General features: G+C 64.6%; 12 protein-coding genes. 7 read left to right on the top strand and 5 right to left on the bottom strand.

Annotated elements, in window-relative coordinates; genetic code table 11:
* Position 1 precedes the first annotated feature (1 nt).
* Genes ACNO8X_RS03470 through ACNO8X_RS03485 form a run of 4 tightly spaced genes read left to right on the top strand, consistent with a single transcriptional unit; the run spans position 2 to position 4,339 of the window.
* Entirely contained in the window at positions 2–1,339 is a 1,338-nt protein-coding gene (locus ACNO8X_RS03470; RefSeq protein WP_418004159.1) for a glutamine synthetase family protein, read from the top strand.
* Positions 1,336–2,373, top strand: coding sequence for an LLM class flavin-dependent oxidoreductase (locus tag ACNO8X_RS03475; protein ID WP_418004160.1), 1,038 nt, complete (start codon positions 1,336–1,338; stop codon positions 2,371–2,373). The genes ACNO8X_RS03470 and ACNO8X_RS03475 overlap by 4 nt, the downstream gene beginning before the upstream one ends.
* An 18-nt stretch (positions 2,374–2,391) precedes the next feature.
* Positions 2,392–3,591, top strand: coding sequence for an acyl-CoA dehydrogenase family protein (locus tag ACNO8X_RS03480; RefSeq protein ID WP_418004161.1), 1,200 nt, complete (start codon positions 2,392–2,394; stop codon positions 3,589–3,591).
* Positions 3,592–3,595: 4 nt separating this feature from the next.
* Positions 3,596–4,339, top strand: a complete 744-nt coding sequence (locus tag ACNO8X_RS03485) for a gamma-glutamyl-gamma-aminobutyrate hydrolase family protein (RefSeq protein ID WP_418004162.1) — start codon at positions 3,596–3,598, stop codon at positions 4,337–4,339.
* On the opposite strand, the gene kdpA is transcribed toward ACNO8X_RS03485, so the two are convergent.
* Positions 4,336–5,997 carry a potassium-transporting ATPase subunit KdpA gene (kdpA, locus tag ACNO8X_RS03490; protein ID WP_418005760.1) on the bottom strand — a complete coding sequence of 554 codons (1,662 nt, stop codon included), beginning with the start codon at positions 5,995–5,997 and terminating at the stop codon, positions 4,336–4,338. The genes ACNO8X_RS03485 and kdpA overlap by 4 nt on opposite strands.
* Before the next feature lie 121 nt (positions 5,998–6,118).
* Positions 6,119–7,498 (bottom strand): DUF2254 domain-containing protein, encoded by a 1,380-nt coding sequence (locus ACNO8X_RS03495; protein ID WP_418004163.1) that lies wholly within the window; start codon positions 7,496–7,498, stop codon positions 6,119–6,121.
* Positions 7,499–7,726: 228 nt separating this feature from the next.
* Between ACNO8X_RS03495 and ACNO8X_RS03500 the strand changes: the two genes are divergently transcribed.
* Positions 7,727–8,314 carry a DUF6611 family protein gene (locus tag ACNO8X_RS03500; protein ID WP_418004164.1) on the top strand — a complete coding sequence of 196 codons (588 nt, stop codon included), beginning with the start codon at positions 7,727–7,729 and terminating at the stop codon, positions 8,312–8,314.
* Positions 8,315–8,825: 511 nt separating this feature from the next.
* Here ACNO8X_RS03500 and ACNO8X_RS03505 read toward each other — a convergent pair.
* Positions 8,826–9,623 (bottom strand): peptidoglycan recognition family protein, encoded by a 798-nt coding sequence (locus tag ACNO8X_RS03505; RefSeq protein WP_418004165.1) that lies wholly within the window; start codon positions 9,621–9,623, stop codon positions 8,826–8,828.
* A 79-nt stretch (positions 9,624–9,702) separates the two neighbouring features.
* Between ACNO8X_RS03505 and ACNO8X_RS03510 the strand changes: the two genes are divergently transcribed.
* Positions 9,703–11,232, top strand: a complete 1,530-nt coding sequence (locus tag ACNO8X_RS03510) for a serine/threonine-protein kinase (RefSeq protein ID WP_418004166.1) — start codon at positions 9,703–9,705, stop codon at positions 11,230–11,232.
* 39 nt (positions 11,233–11,271) lie between these two features.
* On the top strand, positions 11,272–12,075 hold the full coding sequence (locus ACNO8X_RS03515) for an isocitrate lyase/PEP mutase family protein (protein WP_418004167.1): 804 nt from the start codon (positions 11,272–11,274) through the stop codon (positions 12,073–12,075).
* An 8-nt stretch (positions 12,076–12,083) separates the two neighbouring features.
* Here ACNO8X_RS03515 and ACNO8X_RS03520 read toward each other — a convergent pair whose 3' ends face one another.
* Together ACNO8X_RS03520 and ACNO8X_RS03525 are read right to left on the bottom strand one after the other, a co-directional pair.
* Positions 12,084–13,244, bottom strand: a complete 1,161-nt coding sequence (locus ACNO8X_RS03520) for a fatty acid desaturase family protein (RefSeq protein ID WP_418004168.1) — start codon at positions 13,242–13,244, stop codon at positions 12,084–12,086.
* A gap of 32 nt (positions 13,245–13,276) precedes the next feature.
* Positions 13,277–14,368, bottom strand: coding sequence for a ferredoxin reductase (locus ACNO8X_RS03525; RefSeq protein WP_418004169.1), 1,092 nt, complete (start codon positions 14,366–14,368; stop codon positions 13,277–13,279).
* Positions 14,369–14,430: the final 62 nt, after the last annotated feature.

Consider the following 14,430-nt stretch of genomic DNA (forward strand, 5'->3'; position numbering starts at 1 on the left):
CATGTCTGTGACCACCGAAGCCGCAACGGACCAGCGGCACAGGAGCGTTGCCGATCTGCTCGACTCCGGAGTCATCACCGAGGTCGAGGTGGCGTGGAGTGATCAGTTCGGCCACGCCCTGGGCAAGCGGGTGCCCGCCGACCAGTTCCGCGGGCGCGCGGAAACGTCCGGGTTCGGCTTCTGCGATGGCGCGCTTGCGTGGAACTCCAACGCGCGGGTCATCGAAAGCCTCCGGTCGACCAACTGGAACACGGGCTACCCCGACGCTTTCGCGGTACCCGACCTGAGCACCTTCCGAGAGCTGCCATGGCGGCCCGGTGTGGGACACGTCATCTCCGACATCGTCAGCCACGACCGGACGCCGTCGCCGCTCGATCCCCGCGGTGTCTTGCGGCGCGTCATCGAGCGTCTCGAGGCGCTCGGATACACGGCCAAAGTCGGGGCTGAATTCGAGTTCTACCTGCTCAACCCCGACGGATCGATCTTCCAGAACGACGTACACGCCTACTCGCTGCAGAACGCCAACACTCTCGAACCGCTACTCAGCGAACTCTATTCGGTGTTGCGCTCGTTCACCTCGCTGGAGGGCCTGCTCACCGAATACGGTCCCGGACAGGTCGAAGCGAACCTGGTCTACAGTGACGCACTCGATGCCGCCGACAACAGCGCTCGGCTCAAGTACGCGGTCAAGGAGATCGCCCGGCGCAACGGCAAGCTGGCGACGTTCATGCCCAAACCGTTCTCCGAGCACTCCGGAAGTTCTGCGCACCTGCACATCTCGTTGTGGCGAGATGGCGAGCCGGTCCTCGCCGGCGCCGACGGCACCGAGAGCCAGGTCAGCCTCCATGCCATCGCCGGCCTGCTCGAACACCTGCCGTCGATCACGCTGTTCGGGGCGCACTCGGTCAATGCATACCGCAGGTACGTTCCCGGATCGTTCGCCCCGGCAACCTTGACCTGGAGTCGGGACAACCGCACGTCCGCGGTCCGGTCCCTGCTGGAGCCGACGCCGGAGGCCACCCGAATCGAACTACGCACGGGAGCCTCCGACGCAAACCCCTACTGGCTCATCGCATCTACGCTGGCTGCTGTCGTGGCGGGCCTGGAAGCCAGACGCAATCCGCCCGAACCACTGACCGGCAACCTCTACGACGTCGGGGTGCGGCTGCCTGAATCACTTGGCGTCGCCATCGCACTGGCGCGTAGCGATGACGCCATCGTGGATATCTTGGGCACGGACTCCGTGCATGACTTCGCCGAGATCGCACAGAGTGAGTGGGACGAATATTCCGGCGCGGTCACCGACTGGGAGTTCCGGCGCTACCTGGAGAATTCATGACTGCCACATTGACCGCACCCCGATTCGGGGTCTGGGCGCCCGTCTACGGAACCTGGGGCGCCAGAACGCATCCCACCGAGATTCCCGACGCCAGCTACCGGCGGACGCGCGATCTCATCGTCAGGGCCGAGGAACTGGGCTTCGATTCGACGTTGGTGGCCCAACACGTACTGCATCCTGGCGGTGCCGAACACGATGTGCTGGAAACCTGGTCGACACTCGCCGGCCTCGCCGAGGCCACCAGCCGTGTCGAATTGATCGGCGCCATCAAGCCGTTGCTGTTCAATCCGCTGGTATTCGCGAAAACCGTTGCCAACATTGAACAGATCGCCACCGACCGATTGGCCATCAACCTCGTCAGCGGCTGGTTCCTCCCCGAACTGGAGGCGATCGGGCTCGGCGACGTCGACCATGGTGATCGTTATGAATACTCCCGCGAATGGCTTGACGTCGTGGGTCGGCTGTGGCGTGGTGATGCGATCGAATCGGGACTGGACGGGGCCGTCGCGGCCGGTGCTCAGTTGCGGCCGGCGCTCGAACGCACGCCCCGGGTGTACCTCGGCGGCGAATCCGAAGCGGCGCGCGCCTTGGCGGCAGCGCAGGCCGACGTGTTCTTCCTGAACGGACGCCCGCCACAGGATGCCGCAGACCTCATCGACGACATGCGGCGTCGTGAACGGAACAAGTCGGATCCCTTGCAGTTTGGTTTGTCCGCATTTGTGATTGCCCGAGAGTCGGCGGAGGAGGCGGAGCACGAGTTCCGGTACTTGCAAAGTCTCGTCGGTGGGGAGGGGCAACGGGACCGCACGGTGGGAGCCGATCCCGCCACCGCGATGTTCAAGGTGCATGAGGGTGTTGCGCGGGTGGGCACCAACGGCGGTACCCTGGCCGGTCTCGTCGGCAGTTATGAGCAAGTAGCCGAACGGATCACGACGTTCGCCAATCTCGGTATCGACCTGTTCATGTTGCAGTTCCAGCCTCTGGAAACCGAGATGGAGCGTTTCGCGACACACATCTTGCCCTTGTTTCGATGAGTTGAGAAGGAAGCTCCCATGACCGTTACGGCGTTGGCCGCAGGCTCCGTCGCTGACCGGCGGGCGCTATTGGCGTCGGTCGTCGAACAGCTCGGCGACGACGACGCGCACCATGAGCTGAACCGCACGTTGCACTACGAGTCGATTCGGGCGATCGCCGACACTGGCGCACTCGCACTGCGGATCCCACAGGAATACGGCGGACCGGGCGGTTCCATTGTCGACGTCGTCGAGACGGTCATCGACATCGCGGAGGCCAGCTCCAACGTGGCCCAAGCGCTCCGCGCCCATTTCGGATTCGTGGAACGGCTCCTGGGCAACCGGGGCGACGAAGGTCTGCGTGCCCAGTGGTTCCCTGAAGTCCTCAGCGGAAAGATCGTCGGCAACGCGATCACCGAAGCGGTGGGCGCGTCCCCGGCGGCAGTGGGCACCACATTGCGTGCCACCGGTGACGGTCGATATCGGTTGGACGGCAAGAAGTTCTACTCGACCGGAACCCTGTACGCGGATCTGATCGCGGTTTCCGCCGAACGGGAGGCCGGTAGCGAAGTTCACGCGATCATCCCTGCCGATCGGCAAGGCGTGACGCTGTACGACGACTGGGACGGCTTCGGACAGCGACTGACCGCCAGCGGTGCCACAACATTCGATGCCGTGCCGGTCTACGACGATGAGGTCTCGCTGGTCCCTGAGGACCACCGGCTCGCCCACAGCCAGACTTTCCTGCAGCTGTACCTGACTGCGGTGGCAGTGGGAATTGCCAACGGCGTCCTGCGCGATGCCATCTGGTTCGTGCAGAACAAGGCGCGCCCTGCGGCACACGCGCTCAGCCCCACAGCGACGCAGGATCCGTTCATCCTGCAGGCAGTTGGGGAGATCGCGGCCTGGACGTCGGCGGCCACGGCGGTCACCCTCCACGCCGCGGAGACACTGGATCGCGTGGTGGACGCGGGGCAGATCGACGATCAGCGCGCCATCGGTGAGGCCGCGATCGAGGTAGCGAAGGCCCAACTCGTCGCGGAACGACTCACCCTCGACGCCGCGCAGCGGCTGTTCGACACCGGCGGTGCGTCGGCCACCGCGCGAACACTGAACCTGGACCGGCACTGGCGCAATGCGCGAACCATCGCAAGCCACAACCCGCTCGCCTACAAGGCCTGGGCGACTGGAGATTTCGTTGTCAACGGCGCGCTTCCGCCCAACTCTGGATACTTCTGAACCCGTGGCGACAGGAGTGGCCGGACCGGTTGTCGTCGTGCCGCGCCGGTTCTCACTGGGAGACGACCCACGAGTCATCGCGGCGAATGAGCTCTTCGACCGGATTGTCGATCTGGTCGCCGATACCGGGCTGACGCCGCTGGTGGTCGACGACCCGTTCGTCGCCCTCTCCGGCGTCGGCGGACTCGTGCTGCCCGGTGGCGGCGACATCAACCCGCGCCGCTATGGGCAGGTCACTACCGCTGCGGTGTACGACGTCAACGACGAGCAGGACGAACTCGACTTCACCTTGACGGCGCGGGCACAGGCCGCCGGCTTGCCGGTGCTCGGCATCTGTCGTGGAGCGCAGGTGCTGAACGTACTTCGGGGTGGCGATCTCCAGATCGACCTGGTACCAAGCGAAGTCCCGCACCGGAGCGTCACGGTCGGTGAGATGTTCGGATGGCATCCTGTCGACCTGGCGGCCGGGAGTCGCGTTCATGTCGCACACAACGCTGGCCAGATCGTCGTACCGTCGGCGCACCACCAGGGCATCGGATCACTGGGCGCCGGGCTGGTGGCGACGGGCCATGCGGCCGACGGCCTGATCGAGTCGTTCGAGGCCGTCGATGGTTGGGTGCTTGCGGTGCAGTGGCATCCGGAGGCACCGGGCACCAGTGACGCGGTTCAGCGCGCGCCATTCGTGGCATTGGCGCGCAGGATCGATTCGGCTGCAGCGCCCGACCTCAGCGCACCGACAGCCCGCTAGGACAATCGTTCGGCGATGGGGCCCAACGCGAGTGCCGGCAAGTACTCCAGTCCGACCACGATCAGGGCGGCGCCGATCATCAGTCCCACGAACGATGGCTGATGAGTGCGCAGAGTGCCGCCGGTGACTGCCCCGGAACGCTGTCTGGCGAAGCTGGCGGCCAGGGATATCACCAGGATCATCGGCACGAATCGACCGATGACCATTGCCACCGCCAGACCGATGTTGAATCCTGTTGTGTTTCCGCTGAATCCGCCGAATGCGCTGCCGTTACCCGCGACACAACTGGTGAACGCATACAGCACTTCGGAAAGCCCGTGTGGGCCGGAGTTCGTCGTGGCTGCGGCGCCGGCCGGCAGCGCCATCGAGATCGCGACGCCGGTCAGTACCGTCACCGGCGGGGTGATCACCGCCAGGCTGACCAACTTCATTTCCCGGGCGCTGACCCGCTTGCCCAGATACTCCGGTGTCCGGCCGATCATCAGACCGCCGAGGAACACGGCGAGCAGCGCGATGACGACCAAACCGTACAGTCCGCTGCCCGTGCCGCCGGGGCTGATCTCGCCCAGCATCATGTTGGCCATCAGCACCCCGCCACCAACGCTGGTGAAACTGTCATACGAAGAGTTGGCTGCTCCGTCCGCGGTAGCGGTGGCGACTTGGCCGAACTGCGCACTACCGGGTACCCCGAAGCGAATCTCCTTGCCTTCCAGCGCAGTACCGACTGCGCTGGAGACGGTGCCGTGCGGCATCGCTTCCGACATCCCGACGGCGGCGGTGCCCAAGCCGAACAGGACGACGACCACGGCCAGCAAGGCCCAGCCCTGACGCCGGTCGTCGACCATGACACCGTAGGTGCGGACCAGCGACACCGGGATGACGGCCATGGTCACGATCTCGATGACGTTGGTCAGCGGAGTCGGGTTCTCGAACGGGTGCGCACTGTTGGCGTTGAAGGCACCACCGCCGTCGCCGGACATCAGTTTGATGGACTCCCACGACGCGACCGGCGCGGACGGCAAGGTCTGCGAGCCGCCGGCCAGGCTGCCGATCGCCTGTGCCGGACCGAAAGTCTCCATCACGCCGAGCGCGGTGAGCAGGAGCGCGATGAGAACTGCCATAGGGATGAGGATTCGGATGATGCCGCGGACCAGGTCCACCCAGAAGTTGCCGAGCTCGACGGTCTGACGACGCACGATGCCGCGGATCAGCGCGATGGCCACAGCCATGCCGACCGCGGAGCTGGCGAAGGCCTGCACGCCCAGGCCAATGGTGAGGCCGAAGTGACCGAGAGTGGACTCGCCCGCGTAGTTCTGCCAACTGGTGTTCGTGACGAAGCTGATCGACGTGTTCAGCGCGAGCAGCGGGGTCATTCCCTGTGCACCCCAGGGGGCGGGCAGCTGGGTCTGCAGCATCAGTAGAGCGAACAGCACGGCCACGCTGACCACCGAGAACGCGAGCACCGAAGCCGCGTACCAGACCCAATGCTGCTCGCGATCCGGCTGCACGCCAGCTATTCGATAGATCAATCGCTCAGCGCGCCAGTGTCTTTCGCTGGAGTAGACCGATGCGATGTAGTTGCCCAACGGCACGTGCAGCAGTGCCAGGATCGCGACGATCGTGATGAGTTGCAGCCACGCCGCCGGTCCCCAATGCATCGTCACTGCCCCTCCTGCGTCAGCCTGCGGCGTGCCATCCGCCGCGAGGGCCGACGTTAGACCCGCATGAGGCGAATGCGACCCGGTCTTGACGTGATCTGAACGCCCGCTGTGGCGTTCGTTACGGCGACGGTGTGCTGATCAGTGCGATGACGGCGTGATAGGCGCGCGTCACGTCGGCCCGGTCATCGGGATCGACCACTGACCTCACACTGGCCCGCTGGATCCGCTCGGCCTCACGTATCAAGATTGTGCGCCGGCTTCGGTCCGGGGTCTGCTCGGCGACCTTCACCAGCGAGTCCAATTGCCGGATCATCACGGCCGGCATGCCGTCGGCGGCCTGGCGGATCTTTTCGTAGGCCCGCTCGACCAGCCGTTCGAAATCAGCTTGGTAGGCGATCACCCGGATATGTCCGGAGGCATCGCGGCGGATCCGTTGTGGACGCCACGAGGTCGAAATCCGGCATAGGCAGTCGCCGATCCAGTCAACGCAAGTCAGCGCGGTGAACGTGTCATTGACCGCTGGTGACAACGCCCTCAGCGCGATCTCGACCAACTGGTCGAATCCAAACGAGACGTCCTGGGTCAAGGTGCGGTACGGGCCGGTGACGTGGCCGCGCAGCAGATTCTGCTCAACGAAATGCGCCGCCTCGGCCGGCCACACGCGGGCCACCACCTGACCAGCCACCATGAAATGACCGGGGCGATAAGGTAATTGGATCACTGCGTCGGCCGAGGTTGCCACCTTGAGCAGGGTCTCATGCCGAATCACCTGCAGGTACCCGCTGTGGGTGGTGTGGATGTCGGTGCCTGAGGTCAGCAACTTCTCGAGGAGTTCGTCACAGGACGGCCCGCGAGCCGCGCCGATCCCGAACAGTCGACCGTTTTCCTGTGCCGAAATCTCGTCGGCAAGGGTGCCGGCGATCTTGGCGATCACGATAGGCAACTGGATCATCGAGGCGATGTGGTTCAGGAAGTAAATCAGCACGCCGACGTCGAGCAAAGTCAGCACCAGCGCGACGGTGACGGACAGGTGGGGGACGAAGTCGCCACGCGATCCACCACCGATCGATACCAACGTAATCACGGCATAGCAGAACGTAGCGACAAAGGCTCCCAGTGTCACCTGAGTGCCCAAGTCCCGCACAAAGTTTCGGAGCATCCGTGGACCGAATTGGGTGGAGGCCAAGGTCAGCACCACGATGGTGATCGAGAAGACGATGCCCACCACGGTGATCACGGCGGCAGCGACGGTGGTCAATACCAGGCGCGCTGCATCGGCGGTACCGCTGAGCACCCAGGAGGGCAGCGCCAACCGACCGTCATAGGCGGCGCGGTCGATTCCGTAGGTGCCGATGAACAACGCCAGAGCGGTGGTGGTCAGCGCAACCGGTGCCACCCATAAGTTGGTGCGCAGTGCTTCCTGCCGCCAATCTGATGCCAGGTAGGCATGACCCGGCATCAGGGCTGTCGCCTGAGCGCCATGGCTGCGATCCAACACCGTTGGCCTGCTCGGCGGGAGGTTTGTCGGCGTCAACGAATTGTAAAGATTCCGTGGCTTCTATCACGATGCCGCCTTGAGGCGTCAATACAGTGCCCTGACGGCCAGTTGCTGGACTTGTCCGAACCTTGACGCGGCGTGGTTTGCGCCAATGGCGACCGTCAGGATGCGTACGGATTCCGTAAGCATCCCGTCCGCCACTCCGGCGAGCGAGTAAACCGGATACTCATGGAGAACCCGCACTGCGGGGACGGCGGTGATCGCTGGCCCCAGCCGCTGCCCAGTTGGGCGCCCGATTCCACGCATTGGTGGACCCGCCTGTTGGACGGCGATCACGTGTGGGGTTCGTTGAGCGTCTCACCCACCCGGTATGGCGTCACCCGCTATTGGCTGGTCGTGTACCCACCGGGCATCGACAATGTGGAGCGCCGGTGGTTGCGCGCGTGGCGGGCCTGGCCGACGTGGGGTGCCGTCGTGTGGCTGTTTTCCCTTCTGCTGCTTGGCGCTGCGACATCTTGGATGCAGTTCGCCATTCCGACCGTCGTGTGGCTGGGAGTTGGGGCCGCGCTCTTCGCTCGGGTTGCACGATCGCACGCTCAGATTCGGACACGCTGCGTCACCCGGTTTGCCGGCCGACCAGATGAACAATTCGAAGCGGAGTACGCCGAGCTGAAAGTACTGGTGGGCAAGCTCCGGGCCGCGGACATGCTGCGTGATCACGGCCAATTGTCAGCGAGCGCCCACGAAGCAATCTGGTGGCAGGTCTACGACCGGCTCGGCGCAGCCCAAGCCACCAACCAACATCACTGTCCCTGAACAGTTTCGACTGGGTCTGATCGACGGCTGTTCCACTGCACATCAAGGAGATTCTCAATGGTCATGGTTGTGCGTAGTGAGCACGCAGCGGCAACTTCGCTGCTGGCTTCGTGGGTTGCGTTGTCTCGTCGGGGATTTCGGCGGCTGTGGGCCCGACGGAATTTGACCGTCCAAGAGCGGGCCAACTTGTTCGCGTCCTACGCCCCACCCGCGCTGATCACGGCTTCGCTGGGCGGACACGTCGGTTGAGGTGCGGCGGGCCGCTCGAAGTCATGGCCCGCACAGTCACCGTCGGCGGCGACGCTGCTTCCTGAAGGCGGTTACGCCGCGGATTGCGGTCATATAGTGACTGCAATCCGCGGCATAGGCGCCAGTAACCGGCCCGCATTCAGCGCGGCAACGACGCGAGCATGAGGTATGGCGACCTTCTATGCCGAAGATCGGGCGCGCGCCATCCGTGGCCGCGAAACTCGAGTAGTTGATGGACGTCGCCAGCCGGCCGAAGACCACCTCAGCGTTGACCAGATTCGATAGCAGCGACGATTTCTCCGGCCTCCGGTCCGCACACCCGATGTAGGTCAACACCGCCAGCAGTGACGAGATCGTTGATCCGCTGCATGAGATCGCCGGAGGCTAGGTGCGCGTAGAGGTTCGCGCCCGGACATGCGGTCGACGCGAGGTCGCGATGTCCCGCCAAGGTGCTCGGAGCAGCGCCGAATGTCTGTGCGGCCCATGCGAACGCCATTGCAGTGCTGGCGATCTGGGCCTCGGTGAGAGGTTCTTTGTCGAAGTCACCCTCGCAGACAACCAGGAAGTGTCCGGTCGTGTCGTAGTCGGTCGCAGTGTCGCCCGCGAGCTGCGGCGCCCGAAGCTCGTAGATGTGTCCGTTGCGGTCGACGCTAACGTGGTAGGCGATGTCGATCCAGCCGTGGCTGTCCTGGTGATAGCGCTGGTGTTGACGCAGGCGCGACGGTGCATGGGTGTTATCACCTAGAACGACGCCGCTGTGATGAAGTGTCAGTCGGCTCACGGTATGCGGCAGGCCGCCAGGTCGCGCAGGTCGAGCTCCCCACGAATCGCGACACAGCCACGCCGCGGGCGTCGGCTTCACTACCGGTCCGCCTGGCGAAACCGATGCGGGTGGTCGCGCTTGCGTACTCGCGGCAGAGGACGCGGCTGTACCGGTGACCACTGTTGGGTTGTTGCCGCAAGCATCGAGTGTGGCAGCGAGTCCTGCACCACCGATCCAACGAAGCGCCTGCCTGCGGGTCACCCTGCCACCGACTGCATCGGCGGTCGGCAGGTTCATGTCGCACACCCTACGTAGGCCCGACGGTGCCGACATCAATTTCGCGAATGGTCGGGGACTCGCTCGATAGGATGCCGGCATGCCGGTCGCTGAGGGGGAAGTATTCGCTGGCTACACGATCGTCCGCCTCCTGGGGTCGGGCGGAATGGGCGAGGTGTATCTCGCCCAGCATCCCCGGTTGCCCCGGCGCGAAGCGTTGAAAGTTCTTCCTGTCGCAGTCAGTTCTGATGGCGAATACCGGCAGCGCTTCGCCCGCGAGGCTGACATCGCCGCGTCCTTGTGGCATTCGCATATCGTCGCCGTCCACGATCGAGGTGAACAGGACGGTCAGCTGTGGATTGCGATGGATTACGTCGACGGCACTGACGCGGCGCAATTATTGCGAGAACGCTATCCCCACGGGATGCCACCAAAAGAGGTGGTGGACATCGTGTCTGCGATCGCAGATGCCCTCGACTACGCCCATGAGCGGTACCTGCTGCATCGTGACGTAAAGCCCTCCAACATCTTGATGACCGACCCTCGTGCGGCAGACCGACGAATTTTGCTGGCCGACTTTGGCATCGCTAGAGGTATTCATGACACTGGTGGACTCACCGCAACGAACATGACTGTCGGCTCTGTGGACTACGCGGCCCCTGAGCAGCTCACCGGTGGCGCAGTGGACGGCCGGTCCGATCAATATGCGCTGGCGTGCACGGCATTCCACCTTTTGACCGGTGCGCCGCCGTTTGTTCATTCCAACCCGGCCGTCGTAATTGGCAGCCATCTGTCTTCCGTTCCACCGACCTTGACATCGGTGCGCCCCGACCTGGTCGGCATGGAAGAGGCCCTGGTGAAGGCGATGTCGAAGGAACCGGGTCAGCGGTTTGGTACATGCAGGGAATTCGCGACGGCGTTCGCTCGCTCAAGTGTGGGCACAGTTAGTTCGTCCGCAGCAACCCAACTCGCGACACCGGTGTCAGCCTCCTCGATCGGGGCGCAACAGAATCAGGCCACGGCACCACGCCAAAGCGCGAGCCGCCGGACGGCGCTGTTCGCCGGCGCGGCTGCACTTCTCGTTGCCGTCGGGTTGGTCGCGTTCTTTGGTGCTCGGTTAGGGGGCACCTCCTCTAGCCAGCCGTCGACGTCGACAACTAGTGCGGCTTCAGGCGCGGCCGACGAGCGAACCATGGCTGAAACGGTGACTATGACAGCCCCTGCTGTGACCGTGACGCACCCCGGTCTACCGCCCGCAACTAGCGCACCGCAATTGCCGCGCTCTCAGCCGGTTCCCACTGGTGATCTCGGTTTGGCGACGCCGATGACTTCACCACGGTGCAACGGTCAGGCCATCGTGATTCTGGGTTCGGTGACTACTCCCGGAGAATACGAACAAGGCGTGCAGCGGCTTCTGGATGCCAATCCAGGCGCGGGCTACCTGCGAACAGATATGTCGTGCCCATCTCTTCGACAGGCGACTGACGCTGGGAATCCGATCTACGCCGTGTACGCACCCGGGGGGACTACACAAAGTCAGGCGTGTGCCCGGGTGCGCGCCGTGGGCGGAATTGCTTATGGAAAGTGGCTGGATTCGGCCACCGATCCGGGTTACATCATTCCGTGCTGACTTAGCGGACGGTCATTTGGTGGCTGGCACGATGGACCCATGGACCAGTCTGCCGTCGCCGCGGCCAGCTCTCTGCCGCTGGCTGTGCAGTTCAAGCACCTGCACCACGCCGACGAACCGCTTCTGCTACCGAACGCGTGGGACTTCGCTTCCGCGGCGGTGTTCGTCCGGGCGGGATTCAGGGCTGTCGGCACAACCAGTCTCGGCGTCGCCGCTTCCCACGGACTCCCCGATGCGGCCGGCGTCACCGGGCCGGAAACCTTGGCCCTGGCAAGAACATTGGCTCGTCTTCCGGTTCCGGTGACGGTCGATATCGAGGCCGGCTTCGGCATGGATCCGGCGGAATTGGCGGCGGAGCTGACTGCGATCGGGATCGCGGGGGTCAACATCGAGGACGCTCGCGGAGATCACCTCGCCGCAGTCGACGAGCAGTGCGCACTGATCGCGGCGTTCAGGGCTGCCACGCCGCAACTGTTCATCAATGCCCGCGTTGACACGTACTGGCTCCAGCTGCCGACGGACGACACCACCCGACGGGCAATGGCCTACGTCGACGCCGGAGCGGACGGCGTATTCGTGCCGGGTTTGCGCGATGAACGCGAGATCGAGCAGCTCGTCGCCATCCTCGGGGAGACTCCGCTCAACCTGCTCGCCCAGCTGCCCTTCCAGCGGCTCCGGGAACTCGGCGTGCGACGCGTGAGCACCGGGTCACTGCCGTTCCGCGTCGCCATCACGCAGGCCGCGTCAGCGGCGACGGCATACGCCACCGGCGCCCGGACTCCCGCCGCGATGTCCTACGAGGAAGCCCAGGCACTCACTGATGACGTGAATAGCTCACGGTAACAACAGAATTAGGCGGCTGCCGCTGCCAGCTCCGGCATGGCTGCCGGTGCCCGCCGCTGCCGGAGGCGCGGCAAGCGCATCGTCGCGAATCGGTTGGGCAGGGAGAGGCGGAAGACCTTCTTCCACGCCGACCCAACCTGTCGCGGCAGCGAGCCACTGACATAGGTCAGGTCGTAGCGCTTGAACAGTGCCTCGACCTTCGGCGCGATCTCCTGATAGCGATTACTGGGCAGATCGGGGAACAGGTGGTGCTCGATCTGGAACGACAGGTTGCCGGTCATGAAATGCATCCACTGCCCGCCGGAGATGTTGGCCGAGCCGAGCATCTGCCGCAGGTACCACTGGCCGCGGGTCTCGCCGTCGATCGACGTCTTCTCGTACGTCTCAACACCTTCGGGGAAGTGCCCGCACATGATGACGGAGTGGGTCCACAGATTGCGGATGAGGTTGGCCGTCAGATTCGCGGTGAGCGTGGTGAGCGCCGACGGCCCGGACAGCAGCGGGTGCAGGACATAGTCTTTCAGCGCCTGCCGGCCGGTCTTGGCGAGCACTTCCTCGCCTTGACGGCGGAACTGTTCCTTGTCGGTCTTGCCCTTGAGGTAACGGCCGATCTGCAGGTCGTACGCGGCGATGCCGTACTGGAAGAAGCAGGCGTTGATGAAGTTGGTCAGCGGCTGCATCAGGTAGAAGGGGCTCCACCGCTGATCTTCGTCGACGCGCATGATGCCGTAGCCGAGGTCCTGGTCCTTGCCGAGCACGTTGGTGTACGTGTGGTGCAGCTCGTTGTGGGAGTGCTTCCACATCTCGGCGGGCGATGCGCTGTCCCATTCCCACGTCGTGGAGTGAATCTTCGGGTCGCGCATCCAGTCCCACTGGCCGTGCATCACGTTGTGGCCGATTTCCATGTTGTCGATGATCTTCGACACGGCGAGCCCGGCGGTGCCGGCGATCCATGCCGGCGGGAACAGCGAGAACAACAGCACGGCGCGGCTGGTCAACTCGAGCTTGCGCTGGCCGGCGATGACTTTGCGGATGTAGGCGGCGTCTTGTTCGCCGCGGTTGGCGATGACGTCGGCGCGGATCGCGTCGAGTTCGATGCCGATGTTCTCGATGTCGGCCTCGGAGAGGTGGGCGACAGGGTTCTTGGCTTTGCGTTGCATGGCGGTCATGGCGTAACTCCTTGTGTGAAGGCAGTTTTCGATCAGATGTCGATATCGCAGGCGCCGGCGGCTGCGCTGATGCAGGTTTGGATCACGACGCCATCGCCTTCGGCGGCGGTGGTGAGGTCGCCTGTGCGCACGTCGCGCACTGCTCCGCGGCGCAGGGGGACGACACAGCCGAAGCACACGCCCATTCGGCAGCCCGAGGGCATCAGGACGCCGGCGGCCTCTCCGGTGTCGAGCAGCGTCTGATCGCCGGCGGCCTCGGTAGTGGTGCCGCTCTTGGTGAATGTCACGGTGCCGCCGTCGCCGGTCGTGAGGATTTCGGCGCGGAACCGTTCGGTGTGCAACCGGTCGGCCACGCCGTGCTCGGTCCAATGCTGTTGCAGCGCATCGAGTAGCCCGGCAGGTCCGCACGCCCAGGTGTGCCGGCCGGTGAGGTCGCCGACCAGTTCCTGCAGGCGCTTCATGTCGAGCCGGCCGTCGGTGGCGGTGTGGACCTCGATCAGTTGGATTCGGCCACGCGCGGCCAGTTGGCGCAGCTCGCCGGCGAAGATCATGTCGTCGGGCGTGGGTGCGCAGTGCACGACCACCGTGTCGGTGTCCGTCCGCTCGGCGAGGTTGCGCAGGATGCCCATGATCGGCGTGATGCCGCTGCCGGCAGCGACGAACAACAGCTTGTCCGGCGCGGCGGCGGGAAGGACGAAGTCGCCGGCCGCCTGGTCGAGGTGAACCAGCGTGCCGACCGTGGCGCGATGCACCAGATGGTTGCTGACTGTTCCGCCCGCGATGGCTTTGACGGTGATCGCGATGTGTCCATCGCGGCGATCGGTGTGCGAGGTCAGCGAGTAGGTACGCCACTGGCGTACCCCGTAGACGTCGATGCCGATGCGGACGTACTGGCCGGGGATGTGTGACTGCCATCCGCTGCCAGGCTTGATCATCACGGTGACGCAGTCGCGCGTCTCGGGATGAACAGCGGTGATCCGGCCGCGCAGCGGAGCTCCGGAACGCAGGGGTGCGACGAGGTCGAGGTAGTCGCCGGGCAGCAGTGGGGTGGTGATCCGCTCGGCCAGCTCGAGCACACGCCGGCGCAATCCTGCGGCGGTCGGGCGAACTGATGTCGTGGTCATGCTCTTAGCTTCCATGAGCAGCGGATACAAAGTCCTATGCTGTGAGGGTGATAGATCCGGAG

The organism is Mycobacterium sp. PDNC021, assembly GCF_048282635.1.
GTDB classification, from domain to species: Bacteria; Actinomycetota; Actinomycetes; order Mycobacteriales; family Mycobacteriaceae; genus Mycobacterium; species Mycobacterium llatzerense.